General features: G+C 71.0%; 30 protein-coding genes and 1 pseudogene. 16 read left to right on the forward strand and 15 right to left on the reverse strand.

Going from position 1 to position 23,645, the window contains the following annotated elements:
- Nucleotides 1-68 precede the first annotated feature (68 nt).
- On the forward strand, nucleotides 69-647 hold the full coding sequence (locus D1781_RS14540) for a TetR family transcriptional regulator (RefSeq protein WP_119482933.1): 579 nt from the start codon (nucleotides 69-71) through the stop codon (nucleotides 645-647).
- Between the two features lie 9 nt (nucleotides 648-656).
- Here the strand turns inward: D1781_RS14540 and D1781_RS14545 are convergent, their stop codons facing one another.
- Nucleotides 657-1,376 carry an alpha/beta fold hydrolase gene (locus D1781_RS14545; RefSeq protein ID WP_119482934.1) on the reverse strand — a complete coding sequence of 240 codons (720 nt, stop codon included), beginning with the start codon at nucleotides 1,374-1,376 and terminating at the stop codon, nucleotides 657-659.
- Entirely contained in the window at nucleotides 1,373-1,804 is a 432-nt protein-coding gene (locus D1781_RS14550) for a nuclear transport factor 2 family protein (protein WP_158590115.1), read from the reverse strand. Before D1781_RS14550 ends, D1781_RS14545 begins: the two co-directional genes overlap by 4 nt.
- A 127-nt stretch (nucleotides 1,805-1,931) precedes the next feature.
- On the opposite strand from D1781_RS14550, the gene D1781_RS14555 reads away from it, so the two are divergent.
- Nucleotides 1,932-2,513 (forward strand): TetR/AcrR family transcriptional regulator, encoded by a 582-nt coding sequence (locus tag D1781_RS14555; protein WP_119482936.1) that lies wholly within the window; start codon nucleotides 1,932-1,934, stop codon nucleotides 2,511-2,513.
- A 39-nt stretch (nucleotides 2,514-2,552) separates the two neighbouring features.
- Here D1781_RS14555 and D1781_RS14560 read toward each other — a convergent pair whose 3' ends face one another.
- The 4 genes from D1781_RS14560 to D1781_RS18085 all read right to left on the reverse strand — a co-directional run bounded on the left by D1781_RS14560 (nucleotide 2,553) and on the right by D1781_RS18085 (nucleotide 6,048).
- A complete protein-coding gene (locus tag D1781_RS14560; RefSeq protein WP_119483382.1) occupies nucleotides 2,553-3,626 on the reverse strand; it encodes an alpha/beta hydrolase in 1,074 nt (357 codons plus the stop codon).
- 61 nt (nucleotides 3,627-3,687) lie between these two features.
- Nucleotides 3,688-4,884: an MFS transporter gene (locus tag D1781_RS14565; RefSeq protein ID WP_158590116.1), complete on the reverse strand. Its 1,197-nt coding sequence runs from the start codon at nucleotides 4,882-4,884 to the stop codon at nucleotides 3,688-3,690.
- A 57-nt stretch (nucleotides 4,885-4,941) separates the two neighbouring features.
- Entirely contained in the window at nucleotides 4,942-5,871 is a 930-nt protein-coding gene (locus D1781_RS14570; protein WP_119482938.1) for a LysR family transcriptional regulator, read from the reverse strand.
- 42 nt (nucleotides 5,872-5,913) lie between these two features.
- A complete protein-coding gene (locus tag D1781_RS18085) occupies nucleotides 5,914-6,048 on the reverse strand; it encodes a hypothetical protein (RefSeq protein WP_267899802.1) in 135 nt (44 codons plus the stop codon).
- A 75-nt stretch (nucleotides 6,049-6,123) separates the two neighbouring features.
- Here D1781_RS18085 and D1781_RS14575 point away from each other — a divergent pair, with 75 nt between their 5' ends.
- On the forward strand, nucleotides 6,124-6,771 hold the full coding sequence (locus D1781_RS14575) for a TetR/AcrR family transcriptional regulator (protein ID WP_119482939.1): 648 nt from the start codon (nucleotides 6,124-6,126) through the stop codon (nucleotides 6,769-6,771).
- Nucleotides 6,768-7,724 carry an SDR family NAD(P)-dependent oxidoreductase gene (locus D1781_RS14580; RefSeq protein ID WP_119482940.1) on the forward strand — a complete coding sequence of 319 codons (957 nt, stop codon included), beginning with the start codon at nucleotides 6,768-6,770 and terminating at the stop codon, nucleotides 7,722-7,724. Before D1781_RS14575 ends, D1781_RS14580 begins: the two co-directional genes overlap by 4 nt.
- A gap of 54 nt (nucleotides 7,725-7,778) precedes the next feature.
- Here the strand turns inward: D1781_RS14580 and D1781_RS14585 are convergent, their stop codons facing one another.
- Entirely contained in the window at nucleotides 7,779-8,567 is a 789-nt protein-coding gene (locus D1781_RS14585; protein ID WP_119482941.1) for an SDR family NAD(P)-dependent oxidoreductase, read from the reverse strand.
- An 84-nt stretch (nucleotides 8,568-8,651) separates the two neighbouring features.
- On the opposite strand from D1781_RS14585, the gene D1781_RS14590 reads away from it, so the two are divergent.
- Nucleotides 8,652-9,137 carry a MarR family winged helix-turn-helix transcriptional regulator gene (locus tag D1781_RS14590; RefSeq protein WP_233551364.1) on the forward strand — a complete coding sequence of 162 codons (486 nt, stop codon included), beginning with the start codon at nucleotides 8,652-8,654 and terminating at the stop codon, nucleotides 9,135-9,137.
- 30 nt (nucleotides 9,138-9,167) lie between these two features.
- On the opposite strand, the gene D1781_RS14595 is transcribed toward D1781_RS14590, so the two are convergent.
- Nucleotides 9,168-9,968 (reverse strand): helix-turn-helix domain-containing protein, encoded by an 801-nt coding sequence (locus D1781_RS14595; protein WP_233551366.1) that lies wholly within the window; start codon nucleotides 9,966-9,968, stop codon nucleotides 9,168-9,170.
- A gap of 82 nt (nucleotides 9,969-10,050) precedes the next feature.
- Between D1781_RS14595 and D1781_RS14600 the strand changes: the two genes are divergently transcribed.
- Both D1781_RS14600 and D1781_RS14605 read left to right on the forward strand, forming a co-directional pair.
- Nucleotides 10,051-10,722, forward strand: coding sequence for an SDR family NAD(P)-dependent oxidoreductase (locus D1781_RS14600; RefSeq protein ID WP_119482943.1), 672 nt, complete (start codon nucleotides 10,051-10,053; stop codon nucleotides 10,720-10,722).
- A complete protein-coding gene (locus tag D1781_RS14605; protein ID WP_119482944.1) occupies nucleotides 10,719-11,525 on the forward strand; it encodes an SDR family NAD(P)-dependent oxidoreductase in 807 nt (268 codons plus the stop codon). The genes D1781_RS14600 and D1781_RS14605 overlap by 4 nt, the downstream gene beginning before the upstream one ends.
- Before the next feature lie 148 nt (nucleotides 11,526-11,673).
- On the opposite strand, the gene D1781_RS14610 is transcribed toward D1781_RS14605, so the two are convergent.
- On the reverse strand, nucleotides 11,674-12,783 hold the full coding sequence (locus D1781_RS14610) for a hypothetical protein (protein WP_147392111.1): 1,110 nt from the start codon (nucleotides 12,781-12,783) through the stop codon (nucleotides 11,674-11,676).
- 179 nt (nucleotides 12,784-12,962) lie between these two features.
- Entirely contained in the window at nucleotides 12,963-13,604 is a 642-nt protein-coding gene (locus D1781_RS14615) for a TetR/AcrR family transcriptional regulator (RefSeq protein ID WP_119482946.1), read from the reverse strand.
- Nucleotides 13,605-13,818: 214 nt separating this feature from the next.
- Between D1781_RS14615 and D1781_RS14620 the strand changes: the two genes are divergently transcribed.
- The 3 genes from D1781_RS14620 (at nucleotide 13,819) to D1781_RS14630 (ending at nucleotide 15,286) form a co-directional block, all read left to right on the forward strand.
- On the forward strand, nucleotides 13,819-14,142 hold the full coding sequence (locus D1781_RS14620; RefSeq protein ID WP_119482947.1) for a DUF1330 domain-containing protein: 324 nt from the start codon (nucleotides 13,819-13,821) through the stop codon (nucleotides 14,140-14,142).
- Nucleotides 14,143-14,155: 13 nt separating this feature from the next.
- Nucleotides 14,156-14,920 (forward strand): oxidoreductase, encoded by a 765-nt coding sequence (locus D1781_RS14625; protein ID WP_119482948.1) that lies wholly within the window; start codon nucleotides 14,156-14,158, stop codon nucleotides 14,918-14,920.
- 159 nt (nucleotides 14,921-15,079) lie between these two features.
- Entirely contained in the window at nucleotides 15,080-15,286 is a 207-nt protein-coding gene (locus D1781_RS14630) for a hypothetical protein (protein ID WP_119482949.1), read from the forward strand.
- Between the two features lie 118 nt (nucleotides 15,287-15,404).
- Here D1781_RS14630 and D1781_RS14635 read toward each other — a convergent pair whose 3' ends face one another.
- The gene (locus D1781_RS14635) at nucleotides 15,405-16,049 is read right to left on the reverse strand and encodes a hypothetical protein (RefSeq protein WP_119482950.1); all 645 of its coding nucleotides are present in this window, start codon (nucleotides 16,047-16,049) and stop codon (nucleotides 15,405-15,407) included.
- Between the two features lie 236 nt (nucleotides 16,050-16,285).
- Nucleotides 16,286-17,248, reverse strand: coding sequence for an NADP-dependent oxidoreductase (locus tag D1781_RS14640; protein ID WP_119482951.1), 963 nt, complete (start codon nucleotides 17,246-17,248; stop codon nucleotides 16,286-16,288).
- Here D1781_RS14640 and D1781_RS18090 point away from each other — a divergent pair.
- Nucleotides 17,138-17,911 carry a TetR/AcrR family transcriptional regulator gene (locus tag D1781_RS18090; RefSeq protein WP_199706623.1) on the forward strand — a complete coding sequence of 258 codons (774 nt, stop codon included), beginning with the start codon at nucleotides 17,138-17,140 and terminating at the stop codon, nucleotides 17,909-17,911. The genes D1781_RS14640 and D1781_RS18090 overlap by 111 nt on opposite strands.
- Before the next feature lie 148 nt (nucleotides 17,912-18,059).
- Here D1781_RS18090 and D1781_RS14650 read toward each other — a convergent pair whose 3' ends face one another.
- Nucleotides 18,060-18,641: a TetR family transcriptional regulator gene (locus tag D1781_RS14650; RefSeq protein ID WP_119482952.1), complete on the reverse strand. Its 582-nt coding sequence runs from the start codon at nucleotides 18,639-18,641 to the stop codon at nucleotides 18,060-18,062.
- A gap of 45 nt (nucleotides 18,642-18,686) precedes the next feature.
- On the opposite strand from D1781_RS14650, the gene D1781_RS14655 reads away from it, so the two are divergent.
- The 5 genes and pseudogenes from D1781_RS14655 (at nucleotide 18,687) to D1781_RS14675 (ending at nucleotide 21,658) form a co-directional block, all read left to right on the forward strand.
- Nucleotides 18,687-19,754, forward strand: coding sequence for an NAD(P)-dependent alcohol dehydrogenase (locus tag D1781_RS14655; RefSeq protein ID WP_119482953.1), 1,068 nt, complete (start codon nucleotides 18,687-18,689; stop codon nucleotides 19,752-19,754).
- Entirely contained in the window at nucleotides 19,751-20,194 is a 444-nt protein-coding gene (locus D1781_RS14660; RefSeq protein ID WP_119482954.1) for a nitroreductase/quinone reductase family protein, read from the forward strand. Before D1781_RS14655 ends, D1781_RS14660 begins: the two co-directional genes overlap by 4 nt.
- A 263-nt stretch (nucleotides 20,195-20,457) precedes the next feature.
- Complete coding sequence (locus D1781_RS14665; protein WP_119482955.1) at nucleotides 20,458-20,793, forward strand: hypothetical protein; 336 nt, start codon at nucleotides 20,458-20,460, stop codon at nucleotides 20,791-20,793.
- Nucleotides 20,794-21,023: 230 nt separating this feature from the next.
- Nucleotides 21,024-21,149: pseudogene (locus D1781_RS17990) on the forward strand (DNA-binding response regulator); the annotation flags it as partial.
- Between the two features lie 251 nt (nucleotides 21,150-21,400).
- Nucleotides 21,401-21,658: a hypothetical protein gene (locus tag D1781_RS14675; RefSeq protein WP_147392112.1), complete on the forward strand. Its 258-nt coding sequence runs from the start codon at nucleotides 21,401-21,403 to the stop codon at nucleotides 21,656-21,658.
- 241 nt (nucleotides 21,659-21,899) lie between these two features.
- On the opposite strand, the gene D1781_RS14680 is transcribed toward D1781_RS14675, so the two are convergent.
- Nucleotides 21,900-22,142 (reverse strand): hypothetical protein, encoded by a 243-nt coding sequence (locus tag D1781_RS14680; protein ID WP_119482957.1) that lies wholly within the window; start codon nucleotides 22,140-22,142, stop codon nucleotides 21,900-21,902.
- Between the two features lie 1,060 nt (nucleotides 22,143-23,202).
- A complete protein-coding gene (locus D1781_RS14685) occupies nucleotides 23,203-23,583 on the reverse strand; it encodes a hypothetical protein (protein ID WP_119482958.1) in 381 nt (126 codons plus the stop codon).
- Nucleotides 23,584-23,645 lie beyond the last annotated feature (62 nt).

The following is a 23,645-nucleotide window of genomic DNA, read 5'->3' on the forward strand; positions in this document are numbered from 1 at the left end:
ACCAAAGTCACTGTACTCCAGGGTCGATCCGCGATCGACACCGGAACCGCTCGCACTACAGTCCAGGGGTGGCGGGAGACGCGGCGGCGACGAGGGCGTCGATCCTGCGAGCGGCCATCGCGGAGTTCTCGGAGTTCGGCTACCGCGGCGGCCGGATCGAACGCGTGTCGGCGATGTCCGGCGCGAACAAGCGGATGATCTACGTGCACTTCGGCGACAAGGAGGGCCTGTTCAGCGCAGCCCTGCACGCCGTGCTGTCGCGGTTGACCGCCGAGGTGCCCATCACCGAGGACGACCTGCCCGGCTACGCGGTCCGACTCTTCGACCACCTCGAGTCCCATCCCGAGGCGGCGCGCCTGAGCGCGTGGCGCCAGCTCGAGCGGCCCGACCTGGGCCCGGACAACGACGACCTCTACCGCGGCAAGTTCGGCGCGCTGTCGCCCGGCAGCCCGGGACCGCAGGACGAGGCGCTGGTCGTCGACGCGCTCGTCCTGCTTCAGGGCATGGCCGCGGCGCGCCAGATCAGCGGCGCTGAGGCACTGCACGCGCTCGCGGCCGGCCGGCCGGCCGCGGAGGACCGCGCCCGGTACCGGCACAGCCTCGGCATCGCCGCACGCTCGGTGGTCGAGCGGCTGCTGGGCTCCTGAGCGCGGGCCTCAGGCCGCCGAAGCGAGGATCCGGACGATCTCGTCCGCGACCAGGTCGGGCTGCGAGAGGAAGGGGTGGTGCCCCGTCGGCAGCTCGACCCGATGCGTCGCGCGGGCGGCGTGCGCGCGCTGCAGCTCCACCGACGTGGTCCGGTCGTCGGCGCAGACCAGATAGGTCGACGGCACGTCCTGCCACGCCGCGCGCGTCGTCGGCGTGACGAAGGCGGAGGCGGATTGCGGCACGACGCGGCTCCATGCGCCCGCCCGCTCGCCGGGGTCCGCGACGTCCTGCAGGAAGCGCGCGGCGAAGGACCGCTCGTCGTAGCCGGCCACGCGCACGGTGCCGTCGCTCCCCGGCGCGATCGAGACCGGGTCCCGCTCGTCGGCCATGATCCCGCCCTGCGACGACCCGACGTCCGGCAGGTACGAGCTGATGTGGAGCAGGTGGGCGACGGCCGGGTGCGCCGCTCCCTCCGCGATCACCGTGCCGCCGTAGGAGTGCCCGACGACCAGGGCCGTGCCCTCGACCTCGTCGAGCGCCCGGTGCAGGGCCGCCGCGTCCTCCAGGAGACCGGCGGAGCCCGCCGGCGCGTCCGTCTCGCCGCAGGACGGCAGCGCGACCGCGCGGCTCGGAGCCCCGGTGCGATGCTGCACGCGCTCGGCGGCGTGGCGCCACCACCAGGCGCCGTCGCGGACCAGGGCGCCGTGGACGAACAGGATCTCGGTCATCGTGCTTCCTCGCTGTCGCTGGAGGGATTGGGGGCGGGCCGTGCCGGCCGCGGGGCGAGCGGCACGATGTCGAGACGGGCGATGCGCCCGTCGTCGAAGCGGAGGACGTGCAGGACCCTGGCGCGGCTGCGCACCTCGCCCGCGAGGCCCCGCACGACCTGGTCGATCAGCACGGCGCTCGTGCGGTCGTCGACCCGCGCGACGCCGATCGGGACGTCCTCGGTGCGGGTGCGGGACCACTGCTCGGTCCAGTAGGCCCGGAGCGCCGCGCGCCCGTGCAGGCGGGCGTTCCCGTCCGGCCAGTCGACGTCCGTCGTGACGAGGCCGAGGAGCTCGTCGAGCCGCTGCGCGGAGTAGGCGCGGTAGACGCGGACGACGACCTCGTCGGCGTCCGGATCGGGCCGGGGAAGGGCGTGCTGGTCCGCCATCGCCTGCTCCTCCTGCCGCGCCGCCCGGGACCGGGCGCTGAGATTGACGTAATGCACATTACAACAATTACGACGCCCGCTCGCCGCCGTGCGGCCCCCTCGCCTGCTGCTGCGAGCATGGTCCGCCATGGGGCGACGCGCGCAGCCGGAGATCAAGGAGCAGCTGCTCGAGCGGTGCACGGACTACGCGCTCGCGCACGGGCTGCCGGACGGTCTGGACGAGTTCGCGGCCGAGACGGGGACGTCGCCGCGCATGCTGCTCTACCACTTCGGCACCCGCGACGACCTGTTCCGTGCGGTGCTCGCCGCGGCGCGGAGCCGTCAGGTCGCCATGTACACGGCGCTGCTGCGCCCTCGTGACGACGAGCCGTACACGGCCGTGCTCGAGCGGGCGTGGGCGAGCATGACGGGCCCGTCGGGGCAGCCGTACCTGCGGATCTTCAACGCGCTGCGCCAGGACGCCGAGCAGCGCCTGTGGCCGGGCTTCCGCCGGATCGCGACGACGGACTGGCTCGGCCCCCTCGAGCAGGGGCTCGGCAGCATCGGACGGGCCGAGGACGCGACGCTCGTGCTCGCCGTCATCCGCGGGCTCCTCGCCGACCTCGAGGCGACCGACGACGCACCCCGGGCGGACGACGCCTTCCGCCGGTTCATCGCCCTGCTCGATCGGGACGTCGCCCGGTCCCCGACGGCCGCACCCGGCTCCTGAGGGCCCGCTCCTGCACGACCGACGGCGGCGTACGGGCGGCTACGAGGCCCGCGCGCCGTCGTCCGGGCGCAGGCCCCGGTCGCGGAACCAGGTCCGCATCACGTCGACGAGCCCGACCTTGCGCTCGAGGGGCGACCAGTGCCCGGACTCGAGGTCCACGACGGTGAGGTCCGCGCACGCGTCGCGCATGGGGTCGCCCTGCCGGTTGCCGACGACGGTGCAGATCACGTCCCACGCGCCGTTCACGAAGAGCACGGGCTGGCGCAGGCGCCCGCCCTCCGGCGCCCGGCGCGCGTAGGCGAGGTCCGCGTCGTCGTTGACGTACCAGGCCGACGACGGACCGAACCCGGTCGCGGTGAAATCGTCGACCAGCCGCTCGAAGTCGGCGGGCGGCCACAGCGAGGGGTCGGGAGGGGTGGCCGGCGCGCGGTGCGCCGACCCGAACCGACCGTGGTTCCGGGTGACGAGCGCGTGAGGCGCGACCCGTCCGACCGCTGCGGGATCGCCCGCGCGGTAGATCGATGCGAGCGACGCCGCCGGGTCGGCGTCGAGGTCGCCGACGGCCGTCTCGAAGTCGGTCGTGTAGAAGCGGTAGTAGTCCCACTGCCCGTCGGGGTACTCGTCCGCCGGGTAGATGGAGCGATCGACCAGGGGCACGATCGTGTCGAGGGCGTGGCCGCTCGGCTGATAGGCCAGGGACACCAGCACCACGGCGCGCGCACGGTCGGGCTCGTGCGCGGCGACCGCGCCCGCCACGACGCTCCCCCAGTCGTGCCCCGCCCAGACCGCCGGCGCCCCGCCGAGGTGGTCGTGGAGCTCGACCATGTCCGTCACGACCTCCTCGATCGTGTACTCGGCACGGTCGGCCGGGGCGGACGAGGCGCCGAACCCGCGCAGGTCGGGAGCGACGCAGTGCCAGCCGTCGGCGGCGAACGCCTCCAGCTGCGCGCGCCAGATCAATCCGATGCTCGGCCACCCGTGAAGGAGGATCAGCAGCGGCCCGTCGACGGGGCCGCTCTCCAGGAACGCCGTCGAGTGCCGCGGCGTCGTGAAGGAGCGCTGCACGAGCGCGGGCGCGCCCGTCGCGGAGCTGCTCTCAGGGAAGTCGGTCATGCGCACTGCCTCTCGTTCCGATGTCTGCTGCCTGCGCGGTCGGGGCGTCGTGCGGTCCGGCTCATGCCGCCGGCACCTCGGCGACGTCCGGCCGCGCTCGCGGCCGGACGAGCGCGACGAGCAGCCCCACGACCGCGATGCCCGCGGAGACGAACGGGAGCGAGGAGGCCGCGAGACCGCTGCCGAGCACCAGGCCGCCGATCACCGCGCCGAGGCCCTGCCCCGCGTAGATGCTCGACGAGTTCAGGCTGACGGCCACCGTCGGGCTGTCCGGCGCCAGCTCGATGACGCGGACCTGCTGCGGCGGCGTCGACGCCGTGAACGTCGCACCCCAGAGCAGCACCAGCGGGATCGCGACGAGCGGCGTGCGTAGCACGGGGACGAGCGCGAGCACGACGGCCTGGAGCGCGATCGTGGCGAGGAGGACGCCGCGCGGCGCGAACCGGTCGACGAGGGGCCCGGCAGCGAGGGTGCCGCCGAACGCGCCGAGCCCGTAGACGATCAGCAGGAGCAGCAGCGCCGCGCCGCTCGCGTGCACCGTCGCGCCGAGGATCTCCGAGACGTAGGTGTAGGCGCTGATCCCCGCGGCGACGACGAGCACGGTGACGAGGAGCACGAGCAGCGCCGGCCCCGACCGCGCCAGCGCCAGCACGGCGGCCGGCCGCACGGCGCGGGCCCGCGGCAGCGAGCGCGTCCCGACGGCGACGCCGACCGCGGCGAGCACGCCGAGCACGGCGACGACGAGCAGCGCGCTCCGCCAGGTCGAGAGCCCCGAGATCCCGAGGCCGATCGGCACGCCGACGGCGAGGGCGCCGTTCAGCCCGCCCTGCACCACGGCGAGCGCAGCGCCCGCGCGGTCCGGCCCGACGAGCGCGGCGGCGGCACCGAGGGCCGCCGGCGTGTAGAGCGCGGCACCGAGCGCGGCGACGACCCGGCTCGCGAGCAGCAGGGGGAGGTCGGGCGCCGCGGCGGTCAGGAGGTTGCCGACCACGAGCAGCACGAGGGCGACGAGCAGGACCGGCTTCAGGGCGAAGCGACCCGCGAGGGCCGCGAGCAGCGGGGCGCCCACCGCGTAGACGACGGCGAAGACCGTCACCGCCTGGCCGACGGCGGCGGTCGAGACGTCGAGGTCGCGCGCCGCCTCCGGTAGCACGCCGCTGAGCGCGAAGAGGCCGGTCCCGACGGCGAACGCCCCGAAGGCGAGGACGACCACGGCACGCCAGGGGTGACCGGCGTCATCCGGGGTCGAGGCGCGCACCCGCCGAGCCAACCCGTTCGGGGCCGAGCGATCGAGCACCGGATCGAGAGCGGTCGTTCACTCCTCGTGAACGACCGCAGCTGGAGCGGTCGTTTCGCGGGACCGCTGCGATTCCACCGCGGCTCCACGCAGCGCGCGGACAGGCCCGGACCGGTCGCCCGAGCGCGTGACCAGCAGGACCGGGCTCCTCGGCCCGGGTTCCGCCAGCGCGCGGATGCTGACGCCGTGGGGCGCCGCGCTCGTCATGTGGTCGTGCACGAGCGCCGTCGCGCCGCTGATCGCGACGAACGGCAGCAGCAGCTCGTGGCTCTGCATCCGGTGCGACCGCCAGCGCGGGTGGGCGTCGGCGTCGGCGAACCACGCGACGATCCGGTCGTGCAGCCCGGGGGCGACGGCCCGGTCGGTCAGCAGCACCGGTCGCCCGTCGAGGTCGCCGCGGGTCAGCGGCCTCTCGACGCGGGCCAGCGGGTCCGAGTCGGGGATCGCGAGGAGGGTGTCGATCGTCTCGCCGACGACGAGCTCGTCGAGACCGCTGCGCAGCACCGGACCGCGGAGGATCGCCGCGTCGACCTCGCCGCGCTGGACCGCCGAGGCCGCCTCGTCGCTCCACATCGACCGACCGGTGGGCTGCAGCGCCGGCACCGACTCCGTCAGACGCGCCAGGATCGGGCCGAGGAAGGCGCTGAGGTTCGGCCCGACCGCGACGGACAGCTTCGTCGCGGCCGCCCCCGAGAGGTCCGCCGCGAGCTCGCGCATGGCGTCGACCCGTGCCAGCGCATCGCGCGCCGCCTCGACCAGCTGCAGCCCCGCGGCGGTCATCGCGACCCGCCGGCTCGACCGGGAGAAGAGCTGGACCCCGAAGTCCTGCTCGAGCAGCTGGATCCGCTGCGTGACGGCGGCGGGCACGACGTGCAGCCGCGCTGCGGCGCGGGCGAAGTGCAGCTCCTCCGCGACGACGACGAACGTCTCGAGGTCTCGCAGCTCCATGCGTGCAGCCAACCATCCGGCCGTCGGAGCGCGCTGCGCAGCTCATCCGCCTCCGAGGCCGGCGAGCGCGATCGCGATCAGGCGATGGGCGCCTGATCTCGCCGCGGGGACGCTCGGCTCCGGAGCCTCTGCGAGGGCTCCGCTGGTCTGGTCGAACAGCGCGACGGTGGTGTCCATGGTGCTCCTGCCTGGTCGACGAGGAGTGTGCGCCCGGTCTGGACAACTTGTCAACCAACCGGTTAGATAGTGCTCATGGAACGGAATGCGGATGCGACGAGGCGAAGGATCATCGCCGCCGCGTCGGAGGAGTTCGCGGAGCACGGGCTCGCCGGAGGGCGCGTCGACCGGATCGCGGAGCGCGCCGAGGCGAACAAGGCGCAGATCTACCACTACTTCGGCAGCAAGGAAGCCCTGTTCGACCGCGTCTTCGACGCCTTCGTGGAGGCGAACCTCGCGGCCGTCCCGCTGCGGGTCGAGGACTTCGCGGACTGGGTGGTCGACATCGCCGACTACTACCTGCGGGAGCCGGACCTCATCCGGCTCGGGACCTGGGCACGGCTGGAGCGCACGCCGCACGGCGACCTCTACGCGCGGCACGGCGGGATCTCCCCCGAGGTCCTGGACCGGGTCGCCGACGGCCAGCGCAGCGGCGCGCTGGTGGACGACGTCGCGCCGGTCGACCTGTTCTGCATGGCCGTCGCGCTGGCCGGCACCTGGGCCCAGGCCTCGATCAACATCACGGCGACCGCGGACGATCCGCCCGAGGTCCGCGAGCGGCGACGCCGAGCGCTGCGGCGGACGGCCGCCGCCGCGTTCACGACGGAACGACTTCAGGAGCAGAACCGCCTCCGGGCTGCCGATCCGGCGGACCGGGCTGCGCGGACGGAGGAGGGATCATGACCCGCATCACCGGGATCCGAGGGCTGACGGCCGGATCGAGCGCGCAGGAGGTCGTCGACGGCGTCGACCTCGACGGCCGGGTGGCGGTGGTCACCGGGGCGTCGTCCGGCATCGGGGTCGAGACCGCCCGGGCGCTCGCTTCCGCGGGGGCGCGGGTCGTGCTCGCGGTCCGTCGGCCGGAGGCCGGCGAGCGCGTGGCGGAGGACATCCGCCGGTCGACGGGCAGCACCGCGGTCGCCGTGCAGGAGCTCGTGCTCGACGACCTCGGGTCGGTCGACCGGTTCGTGGACCGCTGGTCGGGCCCGCTGCACGTCCTCGTGAACAACGCCGGGATCATGGCGACGCCGGAGCGGTACACGTCCGCCGGCTGGGAGCTGCAGTTCGCGACGAACCACCTCGGGCACTTCGCGCTGGCCACCGGTCTGCACGACGCGCTCCGGGATGCGGACGACGCCCGGGTGGTGTCCGTCGCGTCGACGGGCAGCAACGACTCCCCCGTCGTCTTCGAGGACCTCTTCTTCCTCCGACGCCCGTACGACCCGTCGGAGGCGTACGGGCAGTCGAAGACCGCGAACGTGCTGTTCGCGGTCGGGGCCTGGCAGCGCTGGGCCGGCGACGGGATCACGGCGAACGCCTGCATGCCGGGCGGGATCTGGACCAACCTGCAGCAGCACTGGGACCCGGAGGTCCTGCGGCGCGAGCAGGCGCGCGCCACCGACGTCGTGAAGACCCCGCAGCAGGGCGCGGCGACCTCGGTGCTGCTGGCGACCGCGCCCGAGCTGAGCGGCGTCGGCGGCCGGTACTTCGAGGACTGCCGCGAGGCCGAGATCGTGCCGGAGGTCCTCGACGGCCTGCACGGCGTGCGGGACTGGGCCCTGGACCCCGTCGCGGCGGAGCGACTCTGGGACGTCTCGCTCGCCCTGCTCGACGCCGAGCGGCGGCGCACCCGCTGACGAGTCGAACGGGTCCTCCGCTCGTCGGCGGGCGCGCCGCAGACGACCGACCGATCAGAGCACGGTCGGGAGCACGCCGCCTTCGGCTCGGAGCGCCGCGCCGTTCGTCGCCGAGGACGCCGCGCTCGCCAGGTAGAGCACCAGGTTGGCCACCTCCGCCGGCTCGATGAAGCGCTCGATCAGGCTCGGGCGGCTTCCCGCGATCGCCGCCTTCACGTCCTCGACGGCGAGGCCCTGGTCCGATGCGAGCCGTTCGACCGCCCGGGCGACGCCGTCGGAGTACGTCGGACCGCCGAGGACGGAGTTCACGGTCACCGCCGTCCCCCTGGTCCGCTTGGCGAGCCCGTTCGCGAACGCGAGCGTCGCGGCCTTGGTGGCGCCGTAGTGCAGCATGTCGGCCGGGACGTCGACCCCCGATTCGCTGGCGATGAAGACGATCCGCCCCCATCTGCGCGAGATCATCCCCGGCAGCACGCGGCGGGACAGGCGCACCCCGCTCAGGACGTTGACGTCGAAGTACCGACGCCATCCGTCGTCAGCGATGGCCTCGAGCGGCGCGATGTCGAAGAGACCGACGTTGTTGACGAGCACATCCACGTCGTCGAGCCCGGCGAGGAGGTCCTCGACCTGCCCGTCGTCGGCGAAGTCCGCGACCGCGCCGGAGACGACCGCCCCCGGCACCTCCTGCCTCAGCCGCGCCACCGCGGTGGACAGCCGCTCCGCGTCGCGGCCGTTGAGGGTGACTCGTGCGCCCTCCGATGCCAGCGCGCGGGCGACGGCGAAGCCGATCCCCTGCGTGGAACCGCTGATGAAGGCGGTCCTGTCCTGCAGCCCCAGATCCATGTCGAATCCTCCTGATTCTTGCTCGAGCAAGCGAACAGGAACCTACCTGACTTGCCCGAGCAACCAGTTCGCTATCCTGCGACGGTGCCGGACGACCACGACATCGCCCTCCGCGGCGAGGACCTCGAGACCTGGGCCGCCTTCGCGACGATGCTGGAGTGGTTGCCGCCCGCGCTCGACGCACCGCTGCAGCAGGGCTTCGGGATCACGCACTTCGAGTACGGCGTCCTGTTCGCGCTCGCCGACGCCGACGAGCGGACGCTGCGCATGAGCGTCCTGGCCGGGTACGCCAACAGCACGCTGAGCCGCCTCTCCCGCGCGGTCGGTCGACTCGAGTCACGAGGCTGGGTCCACCGCTCGGCCGATCCGACGGACGGCCGGTCCACGCTCGCGGTCCTGACGGACGAGGGCCTGCGCCGGTTCGAGCTGGCGACACCGGTGCACGTCCGGAACGTCCGCCGCCTGGTGCTGGAGACGACGACACGGTCGCAGCAGAAGCAGCTCCGGGAGATCTCGACGCGGGTGATGCGCGCCCTGCGGGCGTCGGGGCAGTGGTCGAGCGCGCGGTGATCCCGGCGCCGCGCACGTGATGGAACAGCGTCAACCGTTCCGATCGTTGAGGAGCGCGAGCCCCGCCCGGGAGGCGTCGGTGACCGCGCGGTAGACGACGAGCTCCTGGCCCGGTGCCGCCCGCACGTCGAAGGTCTGGATGCGCAGGTCGATCTCGCCGCCGTGCGGGTGATGGAACGTCTTCGACTCGAGGCGGCGGCCGACCACGAGCCGGTCCGCCCACATCGCGCGGAAATCGGCGTCCGCCCCGACACGATCGAGCACGCGTCGGATGCGGTCGTCGGCCGGCTGAGCGGCGTGCAGGATGCGGAAGCCTGCGACGGTGTTCCGCGCGACGACGTCCCAGTCGGAGTACAGCCCTCGCATCTCCGGTACGAGGAAGGTCGACTCGAGCAGGTTGCGGGTGCCCGGGAAGCCGAGGAACAGGGCTTCGGCGAGCGGGTTCGCAGCGAGGACGTCGAACGCCTGGCCCAGCACGAACGCGGGATGCGCGCGCCAGTCGCCCAGGAGCCCGAGCAGGTCGTCCTCCACCCGCTCGTCGGTGGCGCCAGCGCGCGGCGGCGTCAGCCCCGCGAGGCGGTAGAGATGACCGAGACCGTGCTCGTCGAGGCGGAGGGCGCGCCCCACGCCGGCCGCGACGGCGCCCGACGGGGCGGTCTCGCGCCCCTGCTCGAGCCGCATGTAGTAGTCGACGCTCACGCCGGCGAGCATCGCGACCTCCTCGCGCCGCAGGCCCGGCACCCGCCGCCGCTCCCCCTCCGACAGACCGACGTCCGCCGGTCGCACGCGATCGCGAGCGGCCTGCAGGAACTCTCCGAGGGCGGACGGCACGTGCCGAGGGTAAAGGGGGTGCGGTGCACCCGGGTGCGGCAGGGCGTTCCCCCGCCGGCGGAGCCGATGGACGGTGGAGGCCATGGAGGACAGCACGCACACCGGCGCTCTGCTCGTCGTCGGCGCAGGTCCGGGAGTCGGCATGGCCGTGGCGCGGCGCTTCGGCGGCGTTCCGGTCGGACTGATCGCCCGCGACGAGGTCCGCCTGCGGGCGATGACGGAGACCCTGCGGCTGGAGGGGCGGACCGTCGCGTCCGCGGCGGCCGACGCGTCGGACCCGACGGCGCTGCGCGCGGCCATCGGCCGGATCATCGCGGAGCTCGGGGGCATCGACACGGCGTGCTTCAGCCCGCTCCCGCCGGTCGCCACGATCAAGCGGGCTGCGGCGACCGACGCGGAGGACCTGCTGACGGCCCTCGCGCTCGTCGTGGGCGGTGCCGCCACGACCGTGCGCGCGGTGCTGCCCGGGATGCTGGCGCGGGGATCGGGCCGGCTGCTGTTCACGACCGGTTCCGGCGCCCTCCATCCGAGTCCGGAGCGGGCCTCCCCCGCCGTCTACACGGCGGCGCAGACGGCGTACATCGACGTCCTGCGGCGCGATCTGAGCGGCCGCGGAGTCGCTGTGGCGCACGTCGCGGTCGTCGGTCCCGTCGGAGCGGACGGGCATCGCCCCGAGGACGTCGCCGACGCCCTCCACGACCTCGCAGACGAGGGCGGAAGCACCGTCCTCCACCTCACCGAAGGAGCACGATGACGAACTGGCTGATCACCGGAGCGAGCCGCGGCCTGGGCCGCGCCTTCGCCACTGCGGCGCTCGAGCGCGGCGACCGGGTCGCCGCGACGGCGCGCGACACCGCTGCGCTGGACGCGTTGGGCACGCGGTACGGCGACCGCGTGCTCCCGCTCCGGCTCGACGTCACGGACGAGACGGCCGCACGGGCGGCCGTGCGCGAGGCCGCGGCTCGGCTGGGCCGCTTGGACGTGGTCGTCAACAACGCCGGCTACGGGCACTTCGGTGCGGTCGAGGAGCTCTCGACGACGGAGGTGCAGGCGCAGCTGGCCACCAACCTCTACGGCCCGCTGTGGATCTCGCAGGCGGCCCTCCCGATCATGCGCGCGCAGGGCGGCGGCCGGATCGTCCAGATCTCCAGCCTGGGCGGCATCGGCGCATTCGCGAACCTCGGCGCCTACCACGCGTCGAAATGGGCGCTCGAGGCGTTCTCCGAGTCCATGGCGGTCGAGGTCGCCGGAGCCGGCATCGGCGTCACGATCGTCGAGCCGGGCGGCTACGAGACGGACTGGTCGGGGCCGTCGGCGATCCGATCGGCTCCGCTGCCCCCGTACGACGAGATGCGGGCGGCCGCCGCTGCGCGGCGCGGCGATTCAGCCAGCGGTTCGCCGGATGCCGCGGCGCGGGCCCTCCTCGCGATCGTCGATGCGGAGGAGGCACCGCGACGAGTCGTCCTCGGCGCGCAGGCCCTGCAGGTCGCTCGCGGCATCCTCGAGCAGCGACTGGCCGGCTGGGAGCAGTGGTCGGAGGTCAGCGAGTCCGCGTGATCCTGGCACGGTCGTCCCGTCGCCCGGAGCCGTCCCGCGAACTCCCGTCACCGCCGCACGAGGGGGCCGCCCTGGATCGGCTGCGCGAACGGCCCGGCCGGTCGACGGTGCGGCTCGGCCGCGATCCTCGACTCGAACAGGCCGCGTCTCACGCGCGGACGAGCGTCCGCGGGTCGAGGGTCGCTCCGTCGAGACCGAAGACCGCGTGCTGCCGGCCGTCGGTCACGATGATCCGGCCGAGGCCGATGCGGACGGAGCCGGACGTCCCGTACCGGGTCGTCGAGATCGCGACCTCGCCGTCCTGCCCGAACCGGTACACGAGGCCCTCGGTGCAGGGACCTTCGTCGCTCGTCTCGATCGCGACCAGGCCGTCGTCCCACGACGCGAAGTCGACCGTCTGGCAGCGTTCCGGCTGGTCGTCCGTCACGAAGCGAGGGGATCCGCCGCGCAACGGGATCGTGACGAGGCCCTCGTCCGGTTGCAGCACCCTGCACGCGACGCTGTTCGCCGCCGCAGCAGCGCACGAGATGCAGGACCGCGGTGCGCCGACGAAGACCGTCCGCCAGGTCCCCCCGTCGGACCAGGACTGGAACTTCACCTCCGAGGAGGCGCAGAGGTCGTCGATCTGCTTCGGGTAGGCGATCACGCCGCTGTCGCCGACCTGGATCTCATAGCCGACACCGCCGGCGATGGCGTCGGGGAAGGGGACGCCGAGCTCGACCTCCGACCCGTCGAGCCGCACCCGGACCAGGCTGGACTCGGCGTCGGGCCGGGGCTGCCCGATCCGCCGCACCACCCAGCCGTCGGGAGCGGCGGACGCCAGGGAATCCGTCGTCTTCAGCGCGACCCGCGCCGTCGCGCCCGTCGAGAGGTTCCGGTACCGCACCCGCCGCTCCGTCCACCTGGTCCAGCCCGCGGTCTCGACCAGGGAGTCGCCGACGAGGGAGAACCCGCTGGAGCGATCGCCGCGGAAGCCGGGAAGCGGCGTGACGCGACCGGAGGCGTCCGTCGCGAGCAGCAGGTCGCGCTCCTGCCGCTGCGGCGTCGGATCCTCCACGGACGCCTGCCGTCCGTAGACGAGGTGGCGGGCGTCGGACGCGACGGGGACCACGCGGGCGTCGGCCGGACGGGTCGCCGCGGGCGTCGGAGGAGTCGCCGGATGGTCGCGCGTCGAGCCCAGCGGACCGGCCACCGTGGCGACGAGCACAGCGAGCGCCACGATCGTGACGGGTACGACGACCGTCGCGATTCTTGTCAACGAAGCTCCCTCGGACCGGCCTCGCATCTTCGTCGCGGATCGGCCGCGGAGCAAGCACAGACGTCCCGCCCGCAGGAGGGAGCGTTCGGCGCGCGCGCTTCTGCGAGCGCTGCACCGCCCGCGGACACGAGCAGCCCCCGGCATGACCGGGGTTCCTCGTTGCGCGACCCCGGCGGGACCTAGACTCGCGTCACCGCCCTCGGGTTCTGTCGGTCCCTCTTGAGGTGCTTGCGGTTCGCGGTCAGTACCTCGTCGGAGAGCGCTGGGTCGGCTTGCGCGACGGCGCGGGCGAGAATCACCGCGCCGACCATCTGCGAGAACAGCGCGATCGCCTGCGTGCGGGCCGCTGACGGCGAGAGGTCGATGTCCTCCTGCTCGGCGCGTTGGCGCAGGATCGCCGTGATCGCCGTGATGTACCCCTCGAGCCCGGTCCGGTAGGCCTCCTGCGGCGCTTCCCCATGTCGGCCGGCATCGACGGGCAGAGCGGCGGAGGGGCACCCGGTCTCCGGGTGATCGCGGTGATCGGCCGCGACGTAGGCGTCGACCATCGCGTCATACGCGGCACGGGCAGAGCGGGGATGTGCGTCTCGGATGGCTCCGAGTGCGGCGAGCGAGTCGGCGAAGCCCTGCTCGTAGACCTCGAGCACGAGGGCTTCCTTGGACGGGAAGTGGTTGTAGAAGCCACCGTTGGTCATGCCAGCGGTGGCCATCAGGTCCTGGATGCCGATGCCGTCGACGCCGTGCAGCTTGAAGCCCTGACTGGCTGCGCTGACGATCCGGTCCCGGTTGAGCTGCTTCTGCTCCCGAGTGATGCGCGGCATACCCGCCCCCTGCTCGCCTCGACGCCGATCTGCGGCGCAGGTCGAGGTGAACCTCGTCCCGTTCTGATGTTAAGCAACATCAAAGTTGGCCGCAAGTGCCACCGACGGCTTGACACGATTCACTGTCGGTCAACATCATTGAGCCCATCGATGTTGACCAACATCGTTACGAGGGCCAGGCCACCTGGCTCGTTCAGCCTCACGAGGAGACCTCATGTCCGACACCACGACCGCCCGCACCCCCGCCTACAGCATCACGGAGGTCTTCGAGGTCCTCGACCCGGCGGGCGCCCAGCGCTACTCCGAGCTGACTCCGCCGACGGTCGAGCAGTACGGCGGCCGCTTCCTGGTCCTCGGCGCCGCCCCCACGGCGGCCGAGGGCGACGCTGGGATCGTCGCTGCGGTCGTCGAGTGGCCCGACATGGAGACCCTTCACACCTGGTACGACTCCGCGGAGTACGCCCCCGCCCGAGCGATCGCCGCGACCGCGATGCGCCGCCGGCTGGTCTTCCTCCCCGGCATCACCCCGGCAGCCTGAGGCGACGGCCACCATGTTCCGCCCGGTCGCCCCGCCCGACAGCAGCGAGTTCGCAGGCCGACGCGTCGTCGTCACCGGAGGATCCCGAGGCATCGGCGCCGCCATCGCGCGACGACTGCTCGACGGCGGAGCGACTGTCGTCGTCACCGCCCGCAGCCAAGCCGACACACCCAGCGGCGCGATCTTCATCCCCGGAGACATCAGCTCCATCGACGGCGTCACCAGGTTCACCTCCGCAGCCCTCGAGGCACTCGGCGGGATCGACATCCTGATCAACAACGCCGGCGCCGCCCGCGCGCATCCAGGCGGTATCGCGACCATCCCGGACCAGGAGTGGCTCGACGCGCTCGAACTGAACTACCTCTCCGCAGTCCGGGTCACCAACGCACTCCTGCCCCGGATGCTTCAAGCGGAGGGCGCGCGAGCGATCGTGAACATCTCGTCCAAGGCCGCGGCCACCACGCCACCACCGCTGGCCCACTACGGCGCGGCGAAAGCGGCACTGAACGCGTACAGCAGGGCACTGTCGAAGGAACTCGCTCCCGCAGGCATCCGTGTGATCGCGATCTCCCCCGGAACCGTCACCAGCCCTGGAGCGGACGCGATTCGACAGGAGGTCGCTGACGCGCAAGGACTGCCACTCGATGCCGTCACCCCGAGCATCCCGCTGGGCCGGCTCGGCGACCCGCAAGACATCGCTGAGGCGGTTGCCTACCTCGCGTCAGAACGCGCTCAATGGATCACCGGAATCAACCTGACCATCGACGGCGGCAACTGACGCAGCTCCTCAATCACATCGGGAGACCAGCCCTACCGGCGGCGCGAGCCCGGGCCGCCGGTAGGGCGCTGGCGTCTGAAACGCGTGCTCGTGAGACAAGCACCGGTGGCCGGGAGGCGTCAGCACCTGCCTGACGATTCCAGCTCTTAGAGTTCGGCGATGGAGTCGGAGCTGGGCTGCCCCGTGTGCCGAGCAGGAGCGCACACGATCGACATCCCAGAGGTGGGCGTGAGCTTGATGAGTCACGTGATCGTCCGCCGGTGCCCTGCCTGCGCGACCTACTGGCTTGAGACCGAGCGCTACCTGGCGGCCGTCTCGGATGACGAAGCTCGACGGGAAGCGCCCGACGTCCTCGCGGCTGGCTGACGCTCAACCGGTCTCGCTCCCCTACTTGGAATACGACTTCCGCACTGCTTCTCGAGCGCGGTCGATCGCCGAACACCTCGGTCTTCCCCGCTCTGAACCGGCGCAGCTACGACGCAGCTCAGATACCGGTGAGGGCACGAACGGCGGCTCGCAGACGGGCCGCTTCGCGTTCTTGCTGCCGGACCCGCGGCCGCTTCCAGGTGCCCCAGTTCTCGGACCAGTCGCGGAACACGGATCCCGGCCCGCCCGCGGGCAGGTCCAACTGGGTGAGCAGGACGGGGAGCGGGATGTACGCGATGTGGGTCAACACGTTCGCGCGCGGGGTCTGCGGACTACCACCGCGCTCGAACGGGTAGTCCGGCAGCCGAGCCACGGTCTCGCCGTCCTCGACAAGAAGGGCGGTGTGCTGGTCTTCGAGCACCACCGACAGTGGGCCATCGGGTGCGGGCACGAAAGACGGCACGCGCATGAGCCCGGCGTCGTCCAGCCGCCCGATGCTGCGACGCCTCTCGCGCAGCATGAACAGCACCATCCATGCCTGAACGATGTCGAACCTGCCCTCGATGACGGGCCCTTGGAAGTTGCCGCGGCTCCATGTCGCGACGCGGAGCCACTCGTCGCCCGCGGGCTCGACGATGACATCCGGGCCGCCTTCTGCGATCAGGGGCTGCGGTCCGAACTCGCCCCGCTCGCCCCTCTCACGCGACGGATGCAACGGCGGAAGCCACTCGGCCAGCAACGGATCAATCGTGCGCTGCCCCAATCCAGCCCCTCTCGACCGTCCCGGACGCTCATCCTGCCGAGCGACGCGGTGCGCACAGGACGACACAGATGGAGGTGAGCTCAGCTCTCCGAGTGCATCGCGTGTCAGTCACCGTGCGAACGAGACGCTCCGATGCCCTGCTCATCGGCATCAGGTTCGCGTCTCGAGTTGTTCTGGCGCAGCGCGTCCGCTGCGACTTCCTTCTGACGCGTTCGATCTCGTCGCGTACAGCGGTGTCAGATGTCGACGACGACCTTGCCGTGGACATGGCGCCCGGATTGCAGCTCGACGGCAGCGCCGATCTGCTCCATCGGGAAAGTCGCGGCGATCGGCAGGCGGATCCTGCCCTCCGCGACGTGGCGCGCGATCTCCTCGAGGGCGCCGGGAGCCGCGTTCGCGCCGTTCGCCGGCACGATGCCGTCGATCTGTGCGGCGATGGTGGTGATGCGCGCATCGGACACGCCGAGCTCTCGAGCCACCTCGGCTGTGTCCGTGCCGTGCAGGTCCAGCGCCGCAGTGACGCCATCGGGCGCGAGCTCACGCACCCGATCGGCCAGCCCGGGCCCGTAGATCACCGGCTCGGCGCCGAGGTCGCGCAGCGAGTCGGCGGAGGCGGCAGAGCCGGTACCGATCACCCGAGCACCCGCAAGACGCGCGAGCTGGACGACGAAGACGCCGACACCGCCGCCTGCTCCGCCGACGAGCACGGTGTCGCCCGGAGCGAGCCGCACGACTGCCAGTGCCGCAGCTGCCGTCGAACCCGCGATGGTCAGCGCAGAAGCGGTGCGGTCGTCGAGAGCCTTCGGCGTGTGATGCGCGCTGCCTCCGACCGCGATCGCTCCGTCCGGTTCGACCACCACGTACTCGGCGACCGTCCGTGACAGCGCGCCGCCGAAGACCCGGTCCCCGATGGAGAACCCCGCCACGCCCTCACCGACTTCGTCGACGACCCCGGCGTAGTCCGTGCCGAAGCCCGACGGGAGACTCAGGCGGAACCGAGCAGCAGTATCCGCATCAGACGTCATGAACCAGTCCATCGGGTTCAAGCCCGCCGCCGTCACCTTCACACGCACCTGCCCGGCTGCGGCATGAGGGGCAGGAACCGCAACGACGCGAAGCGCCTCAGGACCCCCGAATCGTTCGACGAACTGCACCGCTCGTCCGAGATCCGTCGCCACATCTCGGGTCTCAGCAGTCATGGGGATACGTCTCCTCGCATCGAAGAACGAGCCCGAAATGGACTATGTTCCGTTCGGCCAGCGACCGTAACACAGATCCGGAGCGTGTTCCGTTTGACGTCATCGCAGGTACGTGAGCCGAGATCGGACGCGGCCCGGAACAGGAAGCAGCTGCTCGAGGTGGCGACGCGCGTTCTCGCGACCGCTGGCGCCGAGACCTCGATGCGAGCGATCGCGCGGGAGGCAGGAGTCGGCGTGGCGACGTTGTACCGCCACTTCCCGACACGCGAGTCCCTCGTGGATGCGGTGTACCGCGATCAGGTCGAGCGTCTGACGACAGGAGCTGGGGAACTCCTTGCTCGCCTTCCACCTCGCAAGGCTCTCCGCGAGTGGATGGACCTCTTCGGCGACTGGATCGCGACCAAGAACGGCATGCTCGACACCATGGCCGCGATGATCGAAGCCGGCGAGCTGGCGCACGCACAGACGCGAACAGAGTTGCTCACTGCGATCGACGTGCTGCTCGACGCCGGGCGAGAAGCCGGCCAGATCCGGGAGCACGTCACCGCGGACGACATCGCCGCCGGACTCATCGGCATCTTCACCGTCGCCCACCCGCCCGAGCTGGAACGAGCAGAACGGCTGCTCGACATCTTCAGCGACGGCCTGCGACCGCCTGATTGACCACCGAGCCAGGCGCCGCTCCCGCCGCGGAGACCGCCCAGATCCCGTGGCGCGAGACGTCTCACTCCTCCGCTCCTGAGACGTCCCACACCCGTGCGCGTGAGACGAGCTGCCGCGTGACCATGCAGCCCCGGCGCAGAATGACGGTCTAGTCGCGCTGGCGGCTCGTGAGTCCCGCTCGAACGACAGCCTCAAGGGCTGCGCGTCGCCGAAGATGCACGGTCGCAGCATCGTCACCAGTGGCGACGACCGTGAGCGACCCCTGCGCCCAGGTTGCAGCGGTGCTGATCAGCAGCGACCACACGTCCTCGGCGCTGATGTCGCTGCGGATCACCCCGCGCGCCTGCTGGTCGGAGATGGCGGCGAGGTGGCGCGCGTCGTTGTCCTCGAGGCCGTCATAGAGGTACCCCTGCTGTACCCGCTCAAGCCGCTTCCACATCACGAGGCGCAGCAGCGCCGGGTCGGTGAGGTAGTCGTCGTAGAGGCGCACGGCGTACCCAGGCAGGTCATCAGCGGCGAAGGGCGCGCGATCGGAGTTGCCGATGACGTGGTCCTGGAACACCGCGTCGAAGAGCTGCTCCTTCGAGCCGAAGTACGCGTACAGCATCGGCTTGCTCGCACCGGAAGTCTCCGCGATCCGGTCCACCCGCGCTCCGGCGATGCCGCGCGCCGCGAACTCCGCCGTTGCCGCGTCGAGGATCCGTTGCCGAGTACGAGTCGCGTCTGCCACCCGCCCAGCCTACGTTGCTACCGACCGGTAGGTAGTGTTGGCGGCATGGACACCACAGCGCTCCTCTCGCAGCAGGTCGACGGACCCCTCGTGCCGACCACGATCCACCGGCGGGATCTGCGCCCCGACGACCTCGACGTCGTCGTGAGGTACTGCGGCGTCTGCCACTCCGATCTGCACGCTCTGCACACTCCGCCCGAGCAGGGCGGGACATTCCCGCTCGTGCCCGGGCACGAGTTCGTCGGCGAGGTCGTCGCCGTCGGCGAAGCGGTGATCGAGTTCCGCCCGGGCGACTCAGTGGCCGTGGGCAACATCGTCGACTCGTGCGGAGAGTGCCGGATGTGCCTCGCGGGGCAGGAGAACTTCTGCGAGCAGTTCCCGACCCTCACCTACGGCGGCCGGGACCGGCATGACGGCACCATCACGCAGGGCGCGTACGCGAACCGCTACATCGTGCGCGACCGCTTCGCGTACCACCTCCCGGCGTCCCTCGACCCGGCAGGCGTCGCGCCGCTGATGTGCGCCGGCATCACGGTCTGGGAGCCGCTGCGCGCAGCCGGCGTCGGGCCTGGCACCCGGCTCGGCGTGGTCGGGCTCGGCGGCCTCGGTCACCTCGCAGTCCGGTTCGGCGCCGCTCTCGGCGCCACAGTCACGGTCTTCACCACCTCGTCCGCGAAGAGCGACGACGCACGCGCACTGGGTGCCTCCGCCGTCGTCGTGTCCACGGATGCCACCGCGATGCAAGGGCAACGCGGGAACCTCGACGTCATCCTCGACACCGTCGCGGTCGAGCACGATCTGGCGCCCTACCTCCACGCGCTGGATCTCGACGGGACGCTCTTCTCCATCGGGTACCTGGGCCCGGTGACCGTGCAGACCACGGACCTGCTCGTCGGCAGGAAGCGCCTCGCCTCCGCCGGCAGCGGAGGCCGCCAGCACACCCAGGAGATGCTCGACTTCTGCGCGCGCCACGGCCTCATCGCAGACGTCGAAGTGCTGCCCTCCTCCAGCATCGCCACAGCGTTGGACCGCCTGGCGAGCAACGACGTCCGCTACCGCTTCGTCCTCGACCTCAACGACCTCAGGTCCGCCGGCACGGACGAGCACCGATGATCCGAGACGACGAGCACGACCACCCCCTCCTGCCGCCCGAGGTGCTGCGCGCGCTCGACATCGACCGGCATTCGACTGCGTGGCAGCGGACCGTGGACATCACCACGACCGGCGCGAGAACCGGACGCCCTCGCCGGATCGAGATCTGGTTCCACAAGATCGAGGGCCGCTGGTACCTCAGCAGCACCCCGGCGCGGCGGTCGTGGTACGCGAACCTCCTCGCGCACCCTCGTTTCGTGTTCCACCTCAAGCACGGGATCCGCGCCGACCTGCCCGCCATCGCCGTTCCCGTGCCGGATCCAACGGAGCGCCGGCGGATCTTCCAGCACATCGTGGACGACTTCAATCAACCTCACGATCCCGCTCGGGTCGGCCGCGCCCAGCACGTGGAGGACTGGCTTGCGGCCAGCCCGCTGCTCGAGATCCGTTTCGCCGCCTGACGCAGCACGCACCCAGACAGGTCGCGAGCGAGCTACCGATGTCTCAGATACCTGCTCGCGAGACGCGCTTGATGCTGCGACCACATCGCGTCCATTTGGGCGATGCTGTGCCAGTGTCTCGCGTGCGGATGCCTCACGGTCGTGTTCTTCGTCCAGGGTTGTTGGTCGCGGTGGCCTTCGTTGCGGTGGCAGGTCTGAGCGGCTGCGCAGACTCAACGACGACCGACGCCCGCTACGACGCTTGGTACGACCAAATCTAGACCGTGTTCCGCGACCCGGACGGAGTCAGCGGCGGCGGCGGCGTCGAGCCAGGGACCGTGCACCTCGGGATGATGCAGCCCGGGAAGTGGACGGTGTACGCCGTCTGCAACAACATCGACCTACTCCACCTCCAGATCCGCAGCGCCGGCAAGACACAGGCCGAGACCGATATCCCCTGCGGCGTGACCATTGCCATCCCGGTCACGGTGACCGCGGCAGGAGCACGGGACTTCGCGATAGCGACGAGCTACCCCAAGGGCGCTGATGGCCCCGCTTGGTGGAGCGCCCAGGTGAACAGCACCACGTGGCGGCAGACCCAGTCCTTCAGCTTCAAGTGACAGAAACTGCGGTAGCGGTGTCTCGAACGCTAAGGCGCGCTTGATCGAGCTGCTGCTGCACCCGGTGGCTGACTGGGTAGGTGAGCACCCGGACCAGACCCGCCAATCAAGCGAGAAAGTGTTCACCGGGTTCTTTTGGCCGTGGATCCGTGGCTAGGCGCTCGGACTTCCAAGCGGAGCTCTGGTGCTTAGCGGGGTGATCGCGAGCGGCATCGGCTTCGAGGTGATAAGCCGAGGACTACGTCCGACGCATCCGCGCCAAGTACGCCCGAGTCGGTCGCCTAGCCTCCACCAAGGTCGACCTCTACAAACGCGCCGTGGAAGACGGGTTCCTCCCCGGACCCACCCACCCCTGACCACGCGGCCAAGCTTGACCCTTCCGAGCGGACCGGGCACCGGCCCGGCCCGAACGGGCCGAGCCGGTACCTATGGGCGAACTGTCTCGAAAGGACCTACCAGACAAGAATCCACCTCGAACCATCAAGAGTCGTCAAAGAGGGCGCTCGTCCCGGGACATCTCACTTCCCTGGACGCGAGACGTCCCAGTCCCCTGCCGGAGAGACACCTCGACTCTTGCGTCACCCGAATACATCTCTACATTGAGGTGATGGCAGCAGAGGACCAGCAGGTGACCGACGAACTCGTGTTGAGCGACCTGCCCGGGAAGCTGGCGGTCCTCGTCTTCGCCCTCGCAACGCTCGCGCTCGGGTGGGAACTGTGGGGAGTCATCTTCGCGTTCGGCTTCTTCCCTCGGTCTCTCAATTCGAGCGACTTCATCGGCGTCGCCTTGTTCACGACCGGCTGGCTCGGGCTCCTCGCCGGCCTACTAGTGCTCCGCCACCGCCGCCGAGACGCCGCTGGCTGACCCTGCTGAACCAGAGCCGTCGAGGACCTTTGGCCGTCAACCCGACGGCACCTCTCACATCCCTGCTCGCGAGACGCTTCGCCTGCCGTCTCGTGCAACGCCCGGCGCGCTGCGCCTGGGACCAGTAGCAGCTCCGCAAGCCCCGAATCGATTTACGGGTCAGTCCCGCTAACAACGCCACCGCCTAGCAGTCCGCTGGTTGCGAAGGAGGTCGCCTTGCGCCACGGCGCTCGATTCCCACTCAGTCGAGCATCTCTACTCGAAGTCCTGTCCCGGCAAGCGCTTCGACCTGGGAAAGCAGATTAGGGGCCACTTCGGCCGGCGCACCGAGAGCAAGCACTCGGATCCGGGAGGGTGGGGCGCCCACGAGGATGACCTCCGCTGCGGGCTGATACTCGCTGAGCCAGAACCGGATCTTCTCCCACGCGTTCTCGGCGAGCTCAAGATGCCCCTGCACAGCGACCAGGTCGAAGCGGTAAGTCACAAGCAGAGGCTAAGACGAGCGAGAGGCACCGCGAGTGGCGCGCGCTGAACGGCGCACTGCGTCTTACGGTCGAGCGCTGGGAACGGTGCTCCATGCGCGCCGAATCTCTACCCGTGAGTTGCCACGGGCATCGGCCAAGTCGGCCCCTCGAACAAATGCCGCAGCTACTGAAGCGCGCTCGTGAGACGTCTCGACCCCGTGCTCGTGAGACATCTCATCTACCTGGCCGCGAGACGTCGCGTCACTCACGCCGTACCGGACCATCCAAGCGAGCGACGTCCCCGTCAACCGGTCAAAGACCGCCGCTGATACGCGTCCAGGCGGTCTTCCCCGCCGCGCGGTCGAAGGCGACCGTGGGATCGTCAGTACCGTTCGGCGAGCCGGCTCGCTCCAGCCCATTTGGCGCAGCGTGACGCGCGCGGACGGCACGGATGACAACTCGTACTGCCACAACAATGCCGACCACGCATGCCGCGATCACAATGAGCAAGGTCACAAGCGACCAGAGAGCACTCAAACTCATCTGCGCACTCTGGCACCCGAATCGGCATTGCGACAGTCCCCCGCCCAGCGAACCCGGTGAACCATTCATGAATCAGCAGAAGGTTCCCGTCGTGGCTGGCCAGCACTGCGGAGGCAGCAAGTCTCAAAGCATCAACGGGAAGCGTTTCAGCACCTGGTGGCAACACGTCTCACTCCCCTACAGGCGAGACTCCCGGCTCACTGCCGACGAGCCTGCGATGGGGTACTCGCGGTTCCAGCCCCGCCCGTCGACGGCTCCGGGCGAGCATCGCGGATCCCGGCGGCCACCCCGCGCCGTATGACCCAGTAGAGCGCGACCAGTCCACCGACGACCAGGATCACCGGTGCCACGTAGGCCATTACGACAAGGACAAAGGCTGCGCCGTGCACGCGCGCACCTTACGGAGGGACGTGCTTCAGAGACAGTCGGGACACCCGGACTGGCGGAGGCCGACACCCGCTGGCCATGTCCCCGCTGCCTGCTCGTCTCAATTGCCTGCCCGTGGGACGTGGCCGCAACAGTCGGGTCGCCTCGCCCTCACACGAAACCCCAACCGAGGACCCCAAGCACGACGAAGGCGACGAGTACTCGCGATGCCACGCGCCGCGTTGCAGCGGTCTTCTCCCGGCCCCGCATCCACCGCAGGAACACCGCTGCGACCGCTACCGCGACCAAGACGAAGCCGGCTCCAATCACGAGGCGTTGCCACAGAAGCAGCCCCACCTCCGCCAGCGCCACACGGACTCCCGACCCGCAAACCAGGAGGGACAGGATCAGCGGAATGGACCTTCCCGAGATCGCGGCGTTCGGCCGGCTCCGCTCTGGGTGCGACGCGGAGTAGCGGCGCTCCCAACGCCAAGCTGCAATCGTCAGGACGACGCCCACGATCAGGATGCAGACACCGACCACAACAGCCACCCTGCTGTCCTACCTCGGTTCACGCTGCCAACACGAACGATGCAGCAGCTCCTGAGCGAGTC

This window comes from Amnibacterium setariae (genome assembly GCF_003581425.1).
Classification (GTDB): Bacteria; Actinomycetota; Actinomycetes; order Actinomycetales; family Microbacteriaceae; genus Amnibacterium; species Amnibacterium setariae.

Coding starts and splice junctions, on each gene's coding strand:
- D1781_RS14545 (WP_119482934.1), bottom strand. CDS start 1,376: ATGACCGAGATCCTGTTCGTCCACGGCGCCCTGGTCCGCGACGGCGCC.
- D1781_RS14550 (WP_158590115.1), bottom strand. CDS start 1,804: ATGGCGGACCAGCACGCCCTTCCCCGGCCCGATCCGGACGCCGACGAG.
- D1781_RS14555 (WP_119482936.1), top strand. CDS start 1,932: ATGGGGCGACGCGCGCAGCCGGAGATCAAGGAGCAGCTGCTCGAGCGG.
- D1781_RS14560 (WP_119483382.1), bottom strand. CDS start 3,626: ATGACCGACTTCCCTGAGAGCAGCTCCGCGACGGGCGCGCCCGCGCTC.
- D1781_RS14570 (WP_119482938.1), bottom strand. CDS start 5,871: ATGGAGCTGCGAGACCTCGAGACGTTCGTCGTCGTCGCGGAGGAGCTG.
- D1781_RS18085 (WP_267899802.1), bottom strand. CDS start 6,048: ATGGACACCACCGTCGCGCTGTTCGACCAGACCAGCGGAGCCCTCGCA.
- D1781_RS14575 (WP_119482939.1), top strand. CDS start 6,124: ATGGAACGGAATGCGGATGCGACGAGGCGAAGGATCATCGCCGCCGCG.
- D1781_RS14580 (WP_119482940.1), top strand. CDS start 6,768: ATGACCCGCATCACCGGGATCCGAGGGCTGACGGCCGGATCGAGCGCG.
- D1781_RS14585 (WP_119482941.1), bottom strand. CDS start 8,567: ATGGATCTGGGGCTGCAGGACAGGACCGCCTTCATCAGCGGTTCCACG.
- D1781_RS14600 (WP_119482943.1), top strand. CDS start 10,051: ATGGAGGACAGCACGCACACCGGCGCTCTGCTCGTCGTCGGCGCAGGT.
- D1781_RS14605 (WP_119482944.1), top strand. CDS start 10,719: ATGACGAACTGGCTGATCACCGGAGCGAGCCGCGGCCTGGGCCGCGCC.
- D1781_RS14615 (WP_119482946.1), bottom strand. CDS start 13,604: ATGCCGCGCATCACTCGGGAGCAGAAGCAGCTCAACCGGGACCGGATC.
- D1781_RS14620 (WP_119482947.1), top strand. CDS start 13,819: ATGTCCGACACCACGACCGCCCGCACCCCCGCCTACAGCATCACGGAG.
- D1781_RS14625 (WP_119482948.1), top strand. CDS start 14,156: ATGTTCCGCCCGGTCGCCCCGCCCGACAGCAGCGAGTTCGCAGGCCGA.
- D1781_RS14630 (WP_119482949.1), top strand. CDS start 15,080: ATGGAGTCGGAGCTGGGCTGCCCCGTGTGCCGAGCAGGAGCGCACACG.
- D1781_RS18090 (WP_199706623.1), top strand. CDS start 17,138: ATGAGGGGCAGGAACCGCAACGACGCGAAGCGCCTCAGGACCCCCGAA.
- D1781_RS14640 (WP_119482951.1), bottom strand. CDS start 17,248: ATGACTGCTGAGACCCGAGATGTGGCGACGGATCTCGGACGAGCGGTG.
- D1781_RS14655 (WP_119482953.1), top strand. CDS start 18,687: ATGGACACCACAGCGCTCCTCTCGCAGCAGGTCGACGGACCCCTCGTG.
- D1781_RS14660 (WP_119482954.1), top strand. CDS start 19,751: ATGATCCGAGACGACGAGCACGACCACCCCCTCCTGCCGCCCGAGGTG.
- D1781_RS14675 (WP_147392112.1), top strand. CDS start 21,401: ATGGCAGCAGAGGACCAGCAGGTGACCGACGAACTCGTGTTGAGCGAC.